The 17,327-nt window shown below is 72.9% G+C and carries 16 protein-coding genes and 1 tRNA gene; 12 read left to right on the top strand and 5 right to left on the bottom strand.

The window, feature by feature from the left end; all coding sequences use genetic code 11:
- The first annotated feature begins 134 nt into the window (after positions 1 to 134).
- From ABZ953_RS18090 to ABZ953_RS18060, 7 genes are all read left to right on the top strand, one after another.
- Positions 135 to 1,106: a phosphatase PAP2 family protein gene (locus ABZ953_RS18090; RefSeq protein WP_361724236.1), complete on the top strand. Its 972-nt coding sequence runs from the start codon at positions 135 to 137 to the stop codon at positions 1,104 to 1,106.
- 1 nt (position 1,107) lies between these two features.
- Complete coding sequence (locus ABZ953_RS18085) at positions 1,108 to 2,184, top strand: hypothetical protein (RefSeq protein ID WP_361724381.1); 1,077 nt, start codon at positions 1,108 to 1,110, stop codon at positions 2,182 to 2,184.
- A 127-nt stretch (positions 2,185 to 2,311) separates the two neighbouring features.
- The gene (locus ABZ953_RS18080; protein WP_361724233.1) at positions 2,312 to 3,925 is read left to right on the top strand and encodes a hypothetical protein; all 1,614 of its coding nucleotides are present in this window, start codon (positions 2,312 to 2,314) and stop codon (positions 3,923 to 3,925) included.
- On the top strand, positions 3,925 to 5,286 hold the full coding sequence (locus tag ABZ953_RS18075; protein WP_361724230.1) for an AAA domain-containing protein: 1,362 nt from the start codon (positions 3,925 to 3,927) through the stop codon (positions 5,284 to 5,286). Before ABZ953_RS18080 ends, ABZ953_RS18075 begins: the two co-directional genes overlap by 1 nt.
- 389 nt (positions 5,287 to 5,675) lie before the next feature.
- Positions 5,676 to 6,029, top strand: coding sequence for a hypothetical protein (locus ABZ953_RS18070; protein ID WP_361724227.1), 354 nt, complete (start codon positions 5,676 to 5,678; stop codon positions 6,027 to 6,029).
- 138 nt (positions 6,030 to 6,167) lie between these two features.
- Positions 6,168 to 6,839, top strand: a complete 672-nt coding sequence (locus ABZ953_RS18065; RefSeq protein WP_361724224.1) for a bifunctional DNA primase/polymerase — start codon at positions 6,168 to 6,170, stop codon at positions 6,837 to 6,839.
- Positions 6,830 to 6,903: transfer RNA gene (locus ABZ953_RS18060), tRNA-Lys, on the top strand. Before ABZ953_RS18065 ends, ABZ953_RS18060 begins: the two co-directional genes overlap by 10 nt.
- Positions 6,904 to 6,971: 68 nt before the next feature.
- Here ABZ953_RS18060 and ABZ953_RS18055 read toward each other — a convergent pair.
- Positions 6,972 to 8,252, bottom strand: coding sequence for a M6 family metalloprotease domain-containing protein (locus ABZ953_RS18055; protein WP_361724221.1), 1,281 nt, complete (start codon positions 8,250 to 8,252; stop codon positions 6,972 to 6,974).
- A 328-nt stretch (positions 8,253 to 8,580) separates the two neighbouring features.
- On the opposite strand from ABZ953_RS18055, the gene ABZ953_RS18050 reads away from it, so the two are divergent.
- The gene (locus ABZ953_RS18050) at positions 8,581 to 10,419 is read left to right on the top strand and encodes a bifunctional diguanylate cyclase/phosphodiesterase (protein WP_361724218.1); all 1,839 of its coding nucleotides are present in this window, start codon (positions 8,581 to 8,583) and stop codon (positions 10,417 to 10,419) included.
- 291 nt (positions 10,420 to 10,710) lie between these two features.
- Here the strand turns inward: ABZ953_RS18050 and ABZ953_RS18045 are convergent, their stop codons facing one another.
- Entirely contained in the window at positions 10,711 to 11,802 is a 1,092-nt protein-coding gene (locus ABZ953_RS18045; RefSeq protein WP_361724378.1) for an LLM class flavin-dependent oxidoreductase, read from the bottom strand.
- Between the two features lie 113 nt (positions 11,803 to 11,915).
- On the opposite strand from ABZ953_RS18045, the gene ABZ953_RS18040 reads away from it, so the two are divergent.
- Positions 11,916 to 12,164, top strand: a complete 249-nt coding sequence (locus tag ABZ953_RS18040; protein WP_361724215.1) for a hypothetical protein — start codon at positions 11,916 to 11,918, stop codon at positions 12,162 to 12,164.
- A 65-nt stretch (positions 12,165 to 12,229) separates the two neighbouring features.
- The gene (locus ABZ953_RS18035; RefSeq protein WP_361724376.1) at positions 12,230 to 12,421 is read left to right on the top strand and encodes a hypothetical protein; all 192 of its coding nucleotides are present in this window, start codon (positions 12,230 to 12,232) and stop codon (positions 12,419 to 12,421) included.
- Positions 12,422 to 12,437: 16 nt separating this feature from the next.
- Here the strand turns inward: ABZ953_RS18035 and ABZ953_RS18030 are convergent, their stop codons facing one another.
- Positions 12,438 to 13,175, bottom strand: a complete 738-nt coding sequence (locus tag ABZ953_RS18030) for a decarboxylase (RefSeq protein WP_361724212.1) — start codon at positions 13,173 to 13,175, stop codon at positions 12,438 to 12,440.
- On the bottom strand, positions 13,172 to 14,002 hold the full coding sequence (locus ABZ953_RS18025) for a decarboxylase (protein WP_361724209.1): 831 nt from the start codon (positions 14,000 to 14,002) through the stop codon (positions 13,172 to 13,174). The genes ABZ953_RS18030 and ABZ953_RS18025 overlap by 4 nt, the downstream gene beginning before the upstream one ends.
- 288 nt (positions 14,003 to 14,290) lie before the next feature.
- Here ABZ953_RS18025 and ABZ953_RS18020 point away from each other — a divergent pair, with 288 nt between their 5' ends.
- Positions 14,291 to 15,268 (top strand): D-2-hydroxyacid dehydrogenase, encoded by a 978-nt coding sequence (locus tag ABZ953_RS18020; protein ID WP_361724206.1) that lies wholly within the window; start codon positions 14,291 to 14,293, stop codon positions 15,266 to 15,268.
- A gap of 43 nt (positions 15,269 to 15,311) precedes the next feature.
- Positions 15,312 to 16,721: an amidase gene (locus ABZ953_RS18015; RefSeq protein WP_361724203.1), complete on the top strand. Its 1,410-nt coding sequence runs from the start codon at positions 15,312 to 15,314 to the stop codon at positions 16,719 to 16,721.
- A 13-nt stretch (positions 16,722 to 16,734) separates the two neighbouring features.
- Here ABZ953_RS18015 and ABZ953_RS18010 read toward each other — a convergent pair whose 3' ends face one another.
- The gene (locus tag ABZ953_RS18010; RefSeq protein ID WP_361724200.1) at positions 16,735 to 17,235 is read right to left on the bottom strand and encodes a DUF3830 family protein; all 501 of its coding nucleotides are present in this window, start codon (positions 17,233 to 17,235) and stop codon (positions 16,735 to 16,737) included.
- Between the last annotated feature and the right edge of the window lie 92 nt (positions 17,236 to 17,327).

Here is a 17,327-nt window from a genome sequence, read left to right as displayed (position 1 = left end):
CGCCCGGCCTGGCAACCCACTCGCCGATCTCTGCGTCTTAGACGGCCGGGGGATGCCTCGACGGCTCGTGCCCACGCCGTAAAGTGAGGCCGCGGTATACGCCGCATGAACAGAGACGATGGGGGACCGACCGGATGCCGAAGACCGACGTGCCGGGCACTACGGGCATATCCGTCCACCGGCTTCGCTGGTGGACCGAGCTGCCGCTGATCGTGCTGGTGTACGCCGCGTACTCGGCCGGCCGGCTGGTCGTCCGGGGTGACGTCGCCGGCGCCGTCGACCACGGCCTGGGGATCCTCCGGGTCGAGCGGTTCCTGCGGATCAACGCGGAGAGCCCGCTGAACTGGCTCTTCACGGCCAACTCCTGGATCGGTGTCCCCGCGGACTTCTGGTACGCCTCGCTGCACTATCTGGTCACACCGGCCGTGCTGATCTGGCTGTTCCGCAGCCGCGCGGTGCACTACCGCGCCGCACGCGCGTGGCTGATGATCTCCACCATGATCGGCCTGATCGGCTTCACGCTCCTGCCGACCTGTCCGCCGCGGCTGCTGAGCAAGGGCCACGGCTTCGTCGACACCATGGCGCAGTACAGCGACTTCGGCTGGTGGGGCGGCGAGGCGAGCGCGCCCCGCGGCCTCGGCGGGATGACCAACCAGTACGCGGCCATGCCCAGCCTGCACGTGGGGTGGGCGCTGTGGTGCGGCGTGATGCTCTGGCGCTACGGACGCTCGCCACTGACCAGGGTCGCCGCCGTCGCCTATCCGCTGATCACGACGATCGTGGTGATGGGCACCGCCAACCACTACTTCCTCGACGCGGTCGCGGGCTGCGCCGTGATGGGTGTCGGACTGCTGCTCGTACGGCCCGTGCAGCGCCTCGCGAACCCCGTGACGGAGCGGCTGCGGGCACGCTTCCTGCGGCCCTCCACGACCTCGGCCGCCCCAGAGCCCTCAATTGTCAGTGCCGGGTGCCAGACTTCGACGGGTGAGCGAATTCCCCGACAGCGCAAGCAGAGTGCCGCCGCAGGAGCCGAGCCGAGCGCCCGGTCGGCCGCCGCGGGCCGACCGGCCGACGCCGGAGAAGGCGCTCCGGCACCGGCTCACTGAGCTGCGCGGCGCGGACCTTCCCGCGCGACCGCTGGACGCCCGTGCCCTGGCCGCGCTCGCGGCCAACCCCGGGTGCAGACGGCGGGCGCTGCTCGACGGCGCGGGCGTGGACAAGACGGCGCTCGCGCAGTCCCTCGGCTCGCCCTCCGGCTTCGGCCAGTCCCAGTTCGCGTTCGTCCGGGGCAACGCCTTCGAGGCACGGGTCAAGGCCGACGGCGGCGCCGAACTGCTGCGGCTGACCCACGGGCGCCTGGGCGGCGGCCCCGATCCCGTGCCCGGCGAGTCCGCCGTGCCCGACCTGTCGGCGGCGGGCCCCGAGGGCCGCGCGGCGCGCACCGCGCTCGCCCTGCGGGAGGCCACCGGGTCCGGCGGCTGGACGCTCCTCGACCACCCCATGCTGGCCCTGGACGTCGCGGGGACACCCGCCTTCCTCGAGCCGGACGCGGTGGTGGTCCATCCCGACGGCACCTGGACGGTCGTCGAGATCAAGTCCTTCCCGATGATCGACGGCTCCGCGGACGCGGCGAAGGTGGGCGCGGCCGCGCGTCAGGCCGCGGTGTACGCACTGGCGCTCGAGCGGGTGGCCGAGCGCATGGACCCGGCTCCGCGCGTCCGGAACCACGTCCTCCTGGTCTGCCCCAAGGACTTCTCGAACCTGCCGACGGCGTCCGCGATCGACGTCCGCAAACAGCTGTCGGTGACCCGCCGCCAGCTGGACCGCCTCGCCCGCGTCGAGGACATCGCGGCGGAGCTCCCCGCGGGCATCACGTTCGACGTGCGGCGCCCCACCGAAGAGCTGACCGCGGCGGTCGAGGCGGTCCCCGCGACGTACGCACCCGAGTGCCTGGCCGCCTGCGAGCTGGCCTTCCACTGCCGGGACCGGGCCCGCGAGCAGGGCGACGTGACGGCCCTGGGGCGCTCGATCCGCGGTGAGCTCGGCGGCCTGACGACCATCGGCGAGGTCCTCGCGGCGGCTGCGGGGACGGCGGGCGATCCGGCGGATCCGACGGTGGCGGCGTTGCGGAGGGCGGCGGCTTTGCGGGCGTCTGGCGTGGGCGCGGGCGGTGCCCCGTGCTGAGGCCGCCTGCGCTGCGCGGCGCCTCGGTCGGGTGGGGCTTCTGTTGTGATGCGGCGGAGCGCCCTGCCGCTTCGCGGCGGGTTTTTCCCACCCACCCGCCCTTTTTCCTCTCCCCGGAGGTGCGTCCGTGTCGTTGATCGACAGTCTCGGCCGTCTCGAAGCGGTGCGGAGCGGGCGGGCCCAGCCGCGGGCGACCGTGCGGCATCGGCATGTCTCGCAGCGGCCCCTCGTCCTCGTGCCGCTCACCACCGCGGGCGAAACGGGCGCGCCGCTCGGCGCCCTCGTCGGGACCGAGCGCACCTCCCCCCGCCTGCTCGTCGTCCCGCAGCCCCGCGACCGCGACCTGCGCTTCGCGTTCCTCGCGGAGCTCGCCGAGGTCGTCCTGCCGTACGTCGACAGCTTCGCGGGGGACGTCGAGGCGGCCGAACGGAACGAGACCGACCCGGAGACCGGCAAGCGCGTCAAGGTCGAGGTCGAACTCTGCGCGGACGCCCCGCAGCTCATCGTCCCGAGCCGCGCGGGCATCGAGTTCGTGCGGCTGCTCGGCCGTTCCATGCGCTTTCGCCGCACCGCCGAGCAGGACCCCGAAGCGCCCTATCCGGCGCCGCCCCGCGTGCCCCTCCTCGGCCGCTGGCTGACCCACTTCGGGGAGCGTGCCCGCGTCCCCGGCTCGTCGCTGCTCGTCGCGATGACCGAGCTGCTCTCCCGGCACTGGGCGACCGGCCAGTCCAGCCTCGAGGACCAGCACCTGGGCGCGCTGCTCGCCTGGATCGAGGCCCCGGAGGGCACCTCGGGCGCCGAGGCCGCGCTCCGCGCCGAGCTGGTCCGCGACCGTGACGGCCAGCTCCTTTGCCCGCCCGCGGGCCCGGCCACCGACCCGGCGTTCGACAACGACCTGCTCGCCCCGGCCATCGAGCGCTACGACCGCGCGCGCACGGCCCTGGCCGCCGCCGAGGACGGCGTCGAGGCCGACGAGCGGCTCGCGGGGCTGACCGCCGCCGAGCGGGAGATCCACGCCCTGATCGACAGCAGGACCCGCCCCACCTGGGACGCCGTGTGGCGCGGCCTCGACTCCCTGTGCACGCTGCCCGAGGCCCCGCGCGCCGCCGACCGGTGGACCCGCGACCGCTGGTCGTTCACGGGTCACCGCGACCGCGTGACGGCGGGCGAGCCACCGCAGCCGCGCGTCGACGACGCGGTCACCGCGGCCAACAAGCTGGCGACGCGCGAGCGCGAACAGGCCCGCCTGGACGCCCAGGAGGCCCTCGACGACCCGCTGGTGATGGCCGGACGCCGACTCGCGGGCGAGGCCTTCGCCGGTGAGGTGACGGAGGTCGTCATGGCGTACAACGAGGCCAAGAGCCCGCGCCCGCGCCCCCTGGTCAGCGTCCGCACGGACGACCAACCGCATCTCGGTGAGCGCACGAAGGTGTTCCGCTCCCTGGAAGGCAAGCCGCAGACGGCGGAGTTCGTGGCGTACGAGAGCGAGGGCGTCGTCGTGCTGCGCCTCACCGACAAGATGGGCCGCGGCAAGGAGCCCGATCCGGGGTCCGTGCCCGGCAAGGGCGACCGGATCTGCTGGACTCTGTTCGAGCACGAGCAGCGCGGCGGCCCCAAGCTGCCCGATCCCGAGGCCACCCCGTGGACGCACGGCGGGCCGCCCGCCGACCCCGCCAACAGCGCCGACGGCGCCGACGGCGCCGAGCGTCCTGACCCCGTGACCGCGGAGGACACCCTGTGATGCAGCTCGGCCCGCCCGCGGGCGGCACCTTCGACCCCGGCGCCGAGGCCGCGCGCGCCACGGCGGCGATCCTCCACGACACGCTGCACGGCGCGCACCGCGGTGTCGTGGTCGACTCGCCGCCCGGCGCGGGGAAGTCGACGCTCGTGGTCCGCGCCGCCCGTGAACTGGCCGCGGCGGGGCGTCCATTGATGATCATCGCGCAGACGAACGCGCAGGTGGACGACTTGGTCCTGCGCCTCGCCGAGAAGGACCCCGAGCTCCCGGTGGGCCGCCTGCACAGCAGCGACGCCGACCCGTACGACAAGGCGCTCGACGACCTGGAGAACGTCCGCAAGTCGACGAAGGCCGGGGATCTGGCGGGCCTCGACGTCGTCATCTCGACCGCGGCGAAGTGGGCGCACGTCAACGCCGACCAGCTCGACGCGCCGTGGGGGCACGCGATCGTCGACGAGGCGTACCAGATGCGGTCGGACGCGCTGCTCGCCGTGGCGGGGCTCTTCGAGCGGGCGCTCTTCGTGGGGGATCCGGGGCAGTTGGACCCGTTCTCGATCGTCGGCGCGGAGCAGTGGGCGGGTCTTTCGTACGACCCCTCGGCGTCCGCCGTGACGACGCTGCTCGCCCACAATCCCGAGCTGCCGCAGCACCGCCTGCCGGTGTCCTGGCGGCTGCCCGCGTCGGCCGCGCCCCTCGTCTCCGACGCGTTCTATCCGTACACGCCGTTCCGCAGCGGCACGGGGCACGGGGACCGTGCGCTGAGCTTCGCGGTGCCGTCGGACGGGTCGGCGTCCGACCGGGTGATCGATGAGGCGGCGGTGGCGGGGTGGGGCCTGCTCGAGCTGCCCGCGCGCAATACGCCGCGTACGGATCCCGAGGCGGTGCGGGCGCTGGCCCAGGTGGTCCGGCGCCTCCTGGACCGGGGCGGCGCCGCCACGTCGGAGCGCGGTCCTGAGCCCGCGCCGCTCACGGCGGACCGCATCGCCGTCGGCACCGCGCACCGGGACCAGGCGGCGGCGGTCCGTGCGGCCCTCGCGGACCTGGGCGTCAGCGATGTCACGGTGGATACGGCGAACCGTCTCCAGGGCCGTGAGTACGACGTGACGGTCGTCCTGCACCCGCTCTCCGGCCGCCCCGACGCGACCGCCTTCCACCTGGAGACGGGCCGCCTCTGTGTCCTGACGTCCCGGCACCGGCACGCCTGCATCGTGGTCTGCCGCGCCGGGGTCGACGCGCTCCTCGACGACCACCCGTCCACGGAGCCGGTCCAGCTGGGCGTCACGGTGAAGTTCCCCGACGGCTGGGAGGCGAACCATGCGGTGCTTGCGCGGCTCGCGGAGCACCGCGTGCGGTGGCCTCGGTAGGGCCAGGGGGACGGTGCGTCTGCCCGGATGTGTCTGCGGCTCGCCGGTGGCTGGTCGCGCAGTTCCCCGCGCCCCTGAAAAGACCGCCAGGCCCCCCAGGGGCGCGAGGAACTGCGCGAGCAACCCACGAAAAGCCGCAGACGCGTCCGCGGCCCGGCCGTGGCTGAGCGCGCAGTTCCCCGCGCCCCTGAAGGAGCCGCAGGCCCCCCTAGGGGCGCGGGGAACTGCGCGAGCAACCCGCGACCAGCCGCAGGCGCACCCGTGCGGAACCCGGCGGACGCGACTGCGCCCCCGGCGGCGCGGGGCCCCCGGCCCCCTTGTGCGGCAAGGGAGAATGAGAGTCGGCCGGGCACCGGACGGACAGCCCGTACGTACGAGGAGGACACACCATGGCGGAGCCCGAGCGGCCCCGGACCGAGCAGCGCATGCGCCCCGCGCCACTGCTCTTCGAACCCGCGGAAGCCACCGGCGACCCCGAGCACTTCTTCGACCTGGAGTCGATGGAGGACCCGCGCGAGCTGCTCGACCGCGCGACGGAGCTGACGCACGCGTTCCGCGCCGCGACGGACCGGTCGATCGAGTTCCAGGCCATGGCGGCCGCCCAGCTCGCCGACCCGCGCCGGTTCGACCGGCTGACGCTCGCGACCATCGCGGAGCGCGCGGAGTGGACCGAGGACTACGCGCGGAAAATGGTCGAGTTCGGCCGGGACCTGCTGCGCGGCGGCGGCACCGAGAAGCGGTAGCCGCAGGCCGTGGCTACCGGCCGCGGAGGATCTTCTGGCATATGCCAGAAGGGCAAGATACTCCACCCCGCCCCCCACTGTCCCGGTTTCCCGCAACTCTCCGAACGGGAACCCTCACTACCGGTACACATGCCTGCCATGAGCAGTGCTTCCCTCCACGTCTCCACCGCCTCCGCCGCCTCCGCCGCCGTCTCCGCCGTCACCGCCGAAGGGGCCGCCTGGCTCGCCTCGGCCGAGACGTATCCGCGCAGCACCCTCGCCCTCTGGCGGAGCGCCCCCACCGCCCCCGCCGTACTCCCCTGCGGCTCCGCCTTCGACGTCGTGAGCGTCCCCGCGGTCTTCGGGCGGCGGATGCTCGACCGGCTGTGGGCGGAGGGGCCGGGGTCGGGTCCGGTCGCCGCCCACCGGGGCCGCGTCCTGCTCTTCGCCGCCCCCGGCACCGCCCAGCGCCTGCCCGCCCTCCTGGAGTGGGAGGAGTGGGGGTCGGCCGTCCCGTCCGTCCTCTGTCACGGCACCGGCGACGCGGTCACCGTGCCGCCGCTCGCCCCCACCGGCAGCGGCAGCGGCACCGGCACCGGCACCCCAGGGGCCGTCCCGGATGTCGCACCCGGCGCCGTACCCGGCGGCCACCTCGATTCCCGCTGGCTGGTGGCCCCCGACACCCGTCACCCCTGGCTCCCGGGGCCCGAGGTCATGCTCTGGGCCTGTGTCCGGGCGGCCCGCTCAGGGGCCTCCTCCGCCGTGCGCATATCGATTTTTCCTGGCGGCGATCAGGGTGCTAAGGTCTACGACGTCAGCAGGCGCCGCTAGCTCAGTTGGTTAGAGCAGCTGACTCTTAATCAGCGGGTCCGGGGTTCGAGTCCCTGGCGGCGCACAGACGGTGAGAAGCCCCTCGCGAGAGCGAGGGGCTTCTTGCGTGTCCGGGCCGCGGGGGCTCCCGGTTCAACCCGTCGTGACCTGCACCGTCCAGGCCCCGGAAGCCGTCCGCCCCGCCACCTCCACGCGTACGTCCTCGCCGGGCACCGTGAAGCTCTCCCCCGCCCGCACCGGGGCGTCCGCCAGCTGCGGGTACACCGATTCGCCCCAGCAGGCCCCGGAGTCCGGATGGGCGTCGACCACCTCGACGGGGCCGCCGCCCGACGCCGCCTCGTTGCGCACCTCGTAGAGGAGTACGCCTTCCGTGCACGTCGCGTGGTCGTTGCCGAGAGAGCCGCGCGCCTCCATGACGAGGGCCGTGCCCCGGCCCGTGCGGGCCACGGCGAGCCGGGTGCCGCCGAGGCCGCCGGGCGCTTGCGGCGCCGCCAGCGGATCCAGGGTCAGCCGCTCCGTACCCGCTCCCAGGCACCGCACCTGGCGCCGGTCCAGCCAGCCCAGCTTCCACTTGTGCCAGCCGAAGAGGTCGGGGGCGAGACCGAACTGGCTGCCCATGACGTCCCAGTCGCCGACGTAGGTGTCCCAGTCGCCCTTGCCGTCGGTCGGCCGGTGGTACAGGTCCGGCAGGTCGAAGACGTGGCCCGTCTCGTGGGCCAGGACGTTGCGGTCCGGCGGGTGCCGCTCGAAGACGGTGACGATGCGCCGGATGTCCGTACCGTCGGCGCGCATCGGCCGGTCGAAGTTCACCACCTTCGTGGCGTCCGAGTCGACGCCGGGAGCGTCCGGGTCGGCCACGAAGTACACGACGTCGTACCGCGAGAAGTCCACCTTCGGATCGGCGGCGGCCATCGCGTCGCGCAGGTAGGCGGCACGGCGCTTGGCGTTCCAGTCGCGCTGTATGGCGTACGAGAGGGAGCCGTGCGGCATCTGGACCCACTCGGGCTGCGGATGCGGGGTCAGCCGGAACTTTCCGTACGAGGCGCGCTCGAAGAACTGGCTGGTGGCCGGGAAGTAGTCGGCGGCCAGCTCCCCGGGGGTGGACAGGGGCGGGGAGTCCGGGAAGGAGAGGAACACCATCACCGCGTTCAGGTTCTCGATGGGGCGCGGGTAGGCGGTGTTCCAGGTGTCGAGGCCCTCCGAGTGGTGCGCGGTGGTGCGGCGCAGGGCGCACGGGCCCCCGGTGGGCTCGGCGATCGCGGGGCCCGCGACCAGTGAGGTGGCGGCCAGGGCGGTCAGGGAGGTGAGCAGGGCGGCGGTGCTGCGCAGACGGGAGTTCTCCCCTCCACGGGTGAGTCCCCAAGGGGGGAGCTGACGCGGCACGTCGACCTCCGGGTGCGGAATGCGGGACACCCCACCCACCTTGTGATGTTTTGTTGAAGTACGCCCTGTTTGTCTGGCCCTTCCGAGTGAGGGGGAGATGAGAGTGCGACACCCCGAGCGCTCACGGAACGTCACAAGCGATCGGGTCGGAACCGAACCAGTTCAGTGGCGAGCAGAAACGATCTGCCGACGGCGGCGGGCACCGCCCCACCCGGCGATACGGCTGGAACGGGCATCTGGCCAGCCTCTATGATCGGCACACTTTCCTACGCGGGCCCGGCCTCCACACCACCGCCCGCCCTCAGCCGGCCGCCCGACGAGACCTGTTCGAGAACAAACTGCACTGCGGGAGCAAGCGGTGAACGGAACGTCCGAAGGGCCCATCCCCACGACGGTCACAGCGCCCGGAACCCGGGCCGACGTCACGGAGCGTCGCCGCACGGCGAGCGCCGACCACCGCGCCGCCTTCGCGGTCGCGCCCCTGCCCCTCGCCGTCGTCGACGGCGAGGGTCTGGTCCTCAGCGCCAACGACGCCCTGGCCGCCCTCTTCGGCGCGGCCCCCGGGGCGCTGACCGGGAGCGTCGCCGCCGAGCTGATCGACCTGACCTCCGACGCCCGCACCTGGCACGCGTACCGCGAGGTGCTCCGCGGGCGGCAGGCCCGACTGCGCTGCACCCGGCGCCTGAAGCACCCCGACGGGCACTCGCTGTGGGTCCAGATCACGGTCTCGCCGATGCCGGAGGCCGCGGGGCGCGGCGCGGGCGGGGCCGTCGGGCACGGTGCGGGCGGGGCCGCCCTCCTCGCCGCCGCCGACATCAGCGCGCGCCACGAGCTGCAGGCCCGGCTGCGCCACGTGCAGATGCACGACCCGGTGACCCGGCTGCCCAACCGCAATCTCTTCTTCGAGCGGCTCGCCTCGGCGCTCGAAGCTGGTACGTACGACGACACGAGCACCGGCCGGATCGGCCTCTGCTACCTCGACCTCGACGGGTTCAAGGCGGTCAACGACACCCTCGGCCACCGGGTCGGCGACCGGCTGCTCGCCGCCGTCGGGGAGCGGCTCACCCGCTGCGCGGACCGGGCCGGGTACGGCAGGGCTGCGGCGCCGCTGGTCGCGCGCCTGGGCGGCGACGAGTTCGCGCTGCTCGTCGAGGACTCGACCGGCACGGACCAGCTGGTGGATCTCGCCGACACGACGCTGGCGGCGCTGCAGGAACCGTTCGACCTGGCCGGGCAGCGGCTCTCCGTCTCCGCGTCCATCGGCGTCGTGGAGCGGCGTGCCGCGGGCACCACGACGACGGGGCTCATGCAGGCCGCCGACACCACGCTGTACTGGGCGAAGGCGGACGGCAAGGCTCGCTGGACGCTCTTCGACCCCGAACGCAACGCCCACCGCATGACCCGTCAGGCGCTCGCCAGCTCACTGCGGCCCGCCGTCGAGCGGGACGAGTTCGTCCTGGACTACCAGCCGCTCGTGGGGCTCGACGACGAGGGCGTGCACGGGGTCGAGGCGCTGGTGCGGTGGCGGCATCCGCAGTTCGGTCTCCTGACGCCGAATCGGTTCATCGGACTGGCGGAGGAGGACGGGTCGATCGTGCAGTTGGGGCGCTGGGTGCTGCGGCGTGCCTGTCGGCAGGCGCGGGCGTGGCAGCTGGAGCATCCGGCGCGGGAGCCCGTGTTCGTCAGCGTCAACGTGGCGGTGCGGCAGGTGTGGGACTCGGACCTGGTCGCGGACGTCGCGGAGATCCTCGCGGAGACGGGGCTCCCCGCGCGTCTGCTGCAGTTGGAGCTCACCGAGTCCGCGGTGATGGGGTCGGCGGGGCGGCCGCTACAGGCCTTGCAGGCGCTCAGCGACATGGGGGTGCGGATCGCCATCGACGACTTCGGGACGGGGTACTCGAACCTGGCGTACCTGAGCCGCCTTCCGGTGTCCGTGCTGAAGCTGGACGGGTCCTTCGTGCGGGGTTTCCAGTACGAGGAGGGGGAGGCGCACACCGATCGCGCCGACGAGGTCATCGTCGAGGCGATGGTCCAGCTCGCGCATCGGCTGGGGCTCACGGTGGTGGCGGAGTGCGTGGAGACTGCGTCTCAGGCTGCGCGGCTTCGGAAGATCGGCTGCGACACGGGGCAGGGCTGGCTGTACTCCCGCCCCGTCCCGGCGGATCGTATCTCCGTACTGCTACGGGGCGCTTCGTAGGGCGGCGGTGTTCTGCGCGTCGCCCGGTGCGGGTCGTGGTGGGCTGGTCGCGCAGTTCCCCGCGCCCCTGAAAACACACCCCGTACCGCCCTCCGACGCGGTGCCCCGGCAGACACGTCTGCGTGGTCCCGCGCATCGGCCTGTGCGGCTCGCAGGGGGCTGATCGCGCCGTTCCCCGCGCCCCTGAAAACACACCCCGCGCCCCTGACGGGGCCGCAGGCCCCACCTAGGGGCGCGGGGAACTGCGCGACCAGCCACGCACCACCCGCACCAAAAGAACCGCCAGCTCGCCTAGCCAGGCAACCCGTACGCGTTCGCGATGAGTTCGTAGGACCGCAGCCGCACATCGCCCCCGTGCGCGTTGCCCGTGATCATCAGCTCGTCCGCCCCCGTACGCTTCGCGAGGTCGTCAAGGCCCGTGCGGACCTGGTCCGCGGTGCCGTGGATGACGTTGGAGTTCCAGGAGTGGACGAACTCCCGCTCCATCTCGGTGAATTCGTGCGCCGCCGCCTCGTCCGGGGTGGGGACGAGACCGGGGCGGCCCGTGCGCAGGCGGACCATGTTCAGGGCCGCGGCCATGACCTGGCGGCGGGCCTCGTTCTCGTCGTCGGTCGCGAGCGCCGAGACGCCGATGAGGGCGTACGGGGCGTCGAGGAGCGCGGAGGGCTTGAACGACTCGCGGTAGAGGTCGAGCGCCGGAATCGTGTTCTGCGCGGAGAAGTGATGCGCGAAGGCGAACGGCAGGCCGAGCGCTCCGGCCAGGCGCGCGCTGAAGCCGGAGGAGCCGAGCAGCCAGAGGGGCGGGCGGTGCGTGGACTGCACGCCGCCGGGCGAGGTCGCCTGGATGGGCCCGGGGACGGCGTGGATGCGCCCGTAGGGGTGGCCGTCGGGGAAGTCGTCGTCCAGGAAGCGGGTCAGTTCGGCGAGTTGCTGGGGGAAGTCGTCGGCGCCCTCGTTGAGGCGGTCCGTGCGGCGCAGCGCCGCGGCCGTCGCGCCGTCCGTGCCGGGCGCGCGGCCGAGGCCCAGGTCGACGCGGCCCGGGGCCATCGCCTCCAGCGTGCCGAACTGTTCGGCGATGACGAGCGGCGCGTGGTTGGGCAGCATGACGCCGCCCGAGCCGAGCCGGATGCGTCCGGTGTGGGCGGCGAGGTGGGCCAGGATCACGGCAGGCGAGGACGAGGCGACGCCCGGCATGGAGTGGTGCTCGGCGACCCAGTAGCGGTGGTAGCCGCGCGCCTCGGCCAGCTTGGCGATGTCGACGCTGGTGCGCAGCGCGTCGGTGGCGGTGCGCCCTGCGCCGACGGTGACGAGGTCGAGCACGGACAGGGGCACGGGCGCGGTGCCGTGCCGCTCGCCGCGGATGCCGTCGTCGGTCGGGTCCACTGTCACTTGGGGTGCCTCCTGCACTGCGTGCGTACGTCGTCTCGTGGCTCTCGTGGCTACGGAACCCAGAACAGGAGGCTCACTCCGTTTTATTCCCGGCTACCGTGCACGCCATGGCTGATCCCCTGAAGACCCTCGTCGACGGAGTCGAGGTCGACGTGCCCAACACGATCCCGGACATCCGCGCCGCCCTGCCCGAGGGACGGCGCGCCGAGTTCGACCGGGCCATCAACGGGGCAGGGGTCGACGAGATCCACGCCGTGATGCGGCACTGGATGCTGGAGGCCGTGCCCGACCCCGACGCCGAGGCCCGTCTCGCGCGGCTCGCCTCCGACGAGGCGGAGAGGCGGGGCACATCGTGAGCCCTCGCCACCGCAGGAGCCACCGCGTCACCTACGCGCCGCCCGCCGACGACACCCTCGCCAAGATGGGCGACGCCGACGCCTTCCGCGCCGTGCTCAGCCGGACGGTGGGCCGGGACCCGTACGGCCACGGCTCCACACCCGTACGGGACGACCCCGACCGCCGGGAGGCGACGGTCGACGGCGCCATCGTCCTCTACTACGTCTCCGGGTCGGTCCAGACGTTAACGGTGGTCAGGCTGATCCTCAGCCCCTGACCCCTGACCCTGGGCCTCAGGCCCTGACCTGGACAAGCGGCTCCTTCGTGAAGAGGTGTCCGAGGCCGGGCGCGTTGATCCGGCGCTCGGCGAGGCGCAGAGCCTCCCAGACCGTGACCTGGTTCGCCGTCAGGACCGGCTTGCCGAGCGCGGACTCCAGCTCCGCGACGTACGCCGCCGTGTGCAGCGCCGTGTCCGGCAGGAGCACCGCCTGGGCGTCCGGGTGGTCGCCGTCGCGGGCAAGGGCGAGGACCTCGTCGCGGCCCCACGTGCCGACCTCCGCCGCCGTGATGATGCCGCTGCCCCGCGCCGAGACGACCTCCGCCCCTGACGCCTTCAGGAACGCCGCGAAGTGCGCGGCCACGTCCTCCGGATAGGTCGCGGCGACCGCGACGCGGACCGCGCCCACCTCCCGTACGGCGTGCGCGAAGGCGAACGAGGTCGACGAGGCGGGCAGACCCGCCGCCACCGCGAGCTCGCGCACCTGGTCGTGGGCGCCGTCCCAGCCGAAGACGAAGCTGGCGCTCGTGCACGCCCAGACCACCGCCTCCGCGCCGGAGAGCCGCAGTTCCTCGACGCCCGCCGCGAGCCGCGGGGCCGCGCCCATTTCGAGGAGCGCGTCGACCCGGTGCGCGTCCTCGCCGATGTCCGTGTGCACGACCTGCAGCCGGACATCGCTGCCGAGCATCTGCTCCATGCGGGGGTAGTCGTCCTCGGCCGAGTGCCCCGGGTAGAGAAATCCGAGTGCCGTCACGTCCAGCCTCCTCCTTCTGCGGGTGGTCCTTCGGGCAGGCCCTGCGGCGGGGCCGGCGGATCGAGCGGGATCGCGCCCGGTCGTGCCGTCGGATTGATCAGTGCCTGATAGGGCCCTACCGCACGCGTACCCAGCCGACGCAGGGCGGACCACATCGTCACCTGGTTCGCGGAGATCACCGGCATCCGCAGTTCCGCTTCCAGTTGCGGGATGACGTCGTACGTCGGGAGGTTCGTACAGCTGATGAACAGGGCGTCGACGCCGCCGGCCCTGCTCTGGATCGCGCGGCGCGCCATGTCCGCCACGTCGCGGTAGGGGACCTTCCAGATGTGCCGGGTGAGCCCGAGGTAGGCGCGCGCGGCGACGGTGACGTCGGCCTCGCCCAGGTACTCCTCCAGGGACTGGGTCACCGACCAGGTGTAGGGCGTGACCAGCGCGATGCGGCGCGCGCCCAGTTCGTCGAGGGCTTCGAGGAGGGCGCCGGAGGTGGTCACCGAGGCGACCGCGCCCTCCCGCGTCATGGCTTCGCACATCGCGCGCTCGCCCGCGATGCCGCCGACGAAACTGCCCGAGGTGCAGGCGTACGCGAGGACTTCGGGCTCGGCGGCGGTCAGCGCGCGGACCGCCTCGGCGAGCGTCTCGTGCTCGCTGACCAGGCGCGCCAGGTCGAGGCTGACCTCGACGGGCACGTACGGCGTGCGGGTCAGATGGAGCGAGATCTCGTCCGGGATCCACCGCCACAGTTCGCGGTCGAGGACGAAGTCGAAAGGGGCAACGACACCTACACCTCGTTGAGGGTGTGGTCCGCCGAGGAAAGAGACGTCCATGAACAGTCCCCAAGTTCGTGCGTGTGTTCAGGGACCGGCCGGGGGCCGGGGACGAGCGATGCCGGCGACGCGCCGGGACGGCGGGACGGGGATGCCGCGCGGACGAACCACACAGAGTGTGCGAGCGGCTGCACGGAGAGTACTGGTTCGCCGCACTGCCGGTACAGCAGTGCCTCTGTTGACGAAGGTAGGTTCGGGTGCGAGCGTGGTCAATCCGCACATCTCAGACGGCTGAGTCGAGTTTCTGACGCGGCGTGGCCGTACCTCTGACCGGGAAGCGGAATCTCATTGCGAAACGGTTTCCCCTCGACGTCCGATACGACCGTTCTTGTCCTTGACGCCGCACCCCCGACGCCCCCGCCGCGGCTCGGCGGCCTGACCGGCCGCGCCCGCGTGCTGCACGCCGACGGGGACACCCTGGCCGAGCGGCTGCCGCTCGCCGACGTGCTGCTCGTCTGGGACTTCTCCTCCGACGCGGTGCGCCGCGCCTGGCCGGGCGCGGGGCCGAGACCTCGCTGGGTGCACACCGCGAGCGCGGGCGTGGACCATCTGATGTGCCCCGAACTCGCCGCGTCCGACGCGGTGGTGACCAATGCGCGCGGCGTCTTCGACCAGCCCATCGCGGAGTACGTCGCGGCGCTCGTCCTCGCCATGGCCAAGGACCTGCCGCACACCCTGGAGCTGCAGCGCGAGCGCTCCTGGCAGCACCGCGAGACGCGGCGGATCGCGGGCACGCGCGCGTGCGTCGTCGGCTCGGGACCCATCGGGCGGGCCATCGCGGGGACGCTGAAGGCGCTTGGCATCACCACGGCGCTGGTGGGCCGCACGCCCAGGACCGGCGTACACGGGCCAGCGGACCTCGACCGGCTGCTCACGCGCGCCGACTGGGTGGTGTGTGCGGCGCCGCTCACGGACGACACGCGCGGCATGTTCGACGCGCGGCGCTTCGGCGTCATGCAGCCGTCCGCCCGGTTCATCAACATCGGCCGCGGTCCGCTCGTCGTCGAGGACGACCTGGTGGCGGCGCTGGCCAAGCGGTGGATCGCGGGCGCGGCGCTCGACGTCTTCGAGCGGGAGCCGCTGCCCGCGGACAGCCCGCTGTGGACGGCTCCCGGGCTGCTCGTCTCCCCGCACATGAGCGGCGACACGATCGGCTGGCGAGACGAACTGGGCAGCCAGTTCGTCGAGTTGTACGAGGCGTGGGAGGCGGGACGGCCGTTGGCGAACGTGGTCGACAAGGAACGTGGGTATGTCCCGGGGCACTGACCACGCCTCACCCTCACCCCCGTCTGTCTTCTGAGGAGCGTGCATGACCGAGCTCACGGATCTCACCGCGGTACAACTCGTGGACGGCTATCGCAAGGGCGAATTCAGCCCGGTCGACGCGGCCCGTGCCACGCTGCGCAGGGCCGAGGAGACCCAGTCGGCGGTGAACGCGTTCGTGCGGATCGAGCCGGAGACAGCGTTGGCGCAGGCCGAGGCCAGTGCGGAGCGGTGGCGGAAGGGTGAGCCGCAGGGCCTGGTGGACGGCGTTCCCGTGACGGTGAAGGACCTGCTCCTGATGCGCGGCGGGCCGTCCCTGCGCGGTTCGAGGACCGTGCGCCCGGAGGGGAAGTGGAACGAGGACGCGCCCTCGGTCGCCCGCCTGCGCGAGCACGGCGCGGTGTTCATCGGCCGCACCACGACCCCGGAGTTCGGATGGAAGGGCGTGACGGACAGTCCGCGGAGCGGGATCACCCGGAATCCGTACGACACGTCGCGCACCTCGGGCGGTTCGAGCGGCGGCAGCGCGGTCGCCGTGGCGGTCGGCGCGGGCCCCCTTTCCCTCGGCACGGACGGCGGGGGTTCGGTGCGGATCCCGGCGTCGTTCTGCGGGATCTTCGCGATGAAGCCGACGTACGGGCGCGTGCCGCTGTATCCCGCGAGCCCCTTCGGGACCCTCGCCCACGTGGGCCCGATGACGCGGGACGCGGCGGACGCGGCGCTGATGATGGAGGTCATCACCGGCCCCGACAGCCGAGACTGGTCCCAACTGGGCCCGGTGGCCGGGAGTTTCCGCGCGGGTCTCGGCGGCGGGGTGCGCGGTCTGCGCATCGCCTACTCCCCCTCGCTCGGCGGCCAGGTCGCGGTGCGGCCCGCGGTCGCGGCGGCGGTGCGGCGGGCGGTGGAGTCCCTCGCGGCGCAGGGGGCGTACGTGGAGGAGGCCGACCCCGACTTCTCCGAGCCGGTGGAGGCCTTCCACACTCTGTGGTTCAGCGGCGCCGCGCGGGTCGTGCAGCATCTGTCGCCCGCACAGCGGGAGTTGCTCGAACCGGCGCTGCGGGAGGTCTGCGGGCAGGGCGCGCGGTACAGCGCGCTCGACTACCTCGCGGCTGTCGACGTGCGCATGGACCTCGGCCGCCGCATGGGCCGCTTCCACTCGACGTACGACCTGCTGGTCACGCCGACGCTGCCGATCACCGCGTTCGAGGCGGGGGTCGAGGTGCCGCGCGGGTCCGGGCACCGGCGCTGGACGGGCTGGACCCCGTTCACGTACCCCTTCAACCTCACCCAGCAGCCCGCCGCGACGGTGCCCTGCGGGGCGGATGACGAGGGGCTGCCCATCGGGGTGCAGATCGTGGGCGCGCGCCATGCGGACACGGTGGTGCTGCGGGCGGCGCACGCGTTGTACGAGGCGGGCAGCGCGGATCTCGCGCCGCCCACGCCGGTGGTGAGCTGAACGGCGGGGGCGCTCAGGCGCGTGTGAAGTTCAGCGTCTCCCCCTGTGCGCCCGCGCGCCACAGGTCGTTGCAGGCCTCGGCCATCTGGTCGAGGCCTTCGACGATCTGACCCCAGACGATGCCGGGGACCCAGCCGACGTCGCCGTTCAGGAGCAGGTTGTTCCGCTCGTAGAACAGGGCGAGGTCGACGACCGTGGTGCCCGCCTGTACGTCGGCCTCCGCCTCGTAGCCGTACGCCTGGGTGCCCAGTTCCGTGCCCGAGAAGGAGAAATAGCAGAGATCTCCCGGGATGGGAGTGACTGTCGGGTTCTCCAGGGGCGGCTCCCGGTCCGCGAAGGCCGGGAAGAGGGCATAGATCTCATTGCGCGCGTACTTCGCGTGATAGACGTCCGAACCGAGTGGCAGCGCCTCCCACACCGCCGCACAGGTCACCGGAGCCCGGTCGTCGAGCAGTTTTGCCGTGCACTGAACTCCCCGCTTGGCAAGGGAGACTTCGATGAATCGCTCTGGCATGTGTCCCATGCTCCTCCTTGGGTCAAGAGGACAACGATTGCATCAGGGGCCGGAATTCATCGGCATAACTCGCTTCGGGACGGGTAGCCGCG

This window comes from Streptomyces sp. NPDC046465 (genome assembly GCF_040646035.1).
Classification (GTDB): Bacteria; Actinomycetota; Actinomycetes; order Streptomycetales; family Streptomycetaceae; genus Streptomyces.
Note: the sequence above shows the minus strand (reverse complement) of the source record. Positions and strands in the feature narration are given on the sequence as shown.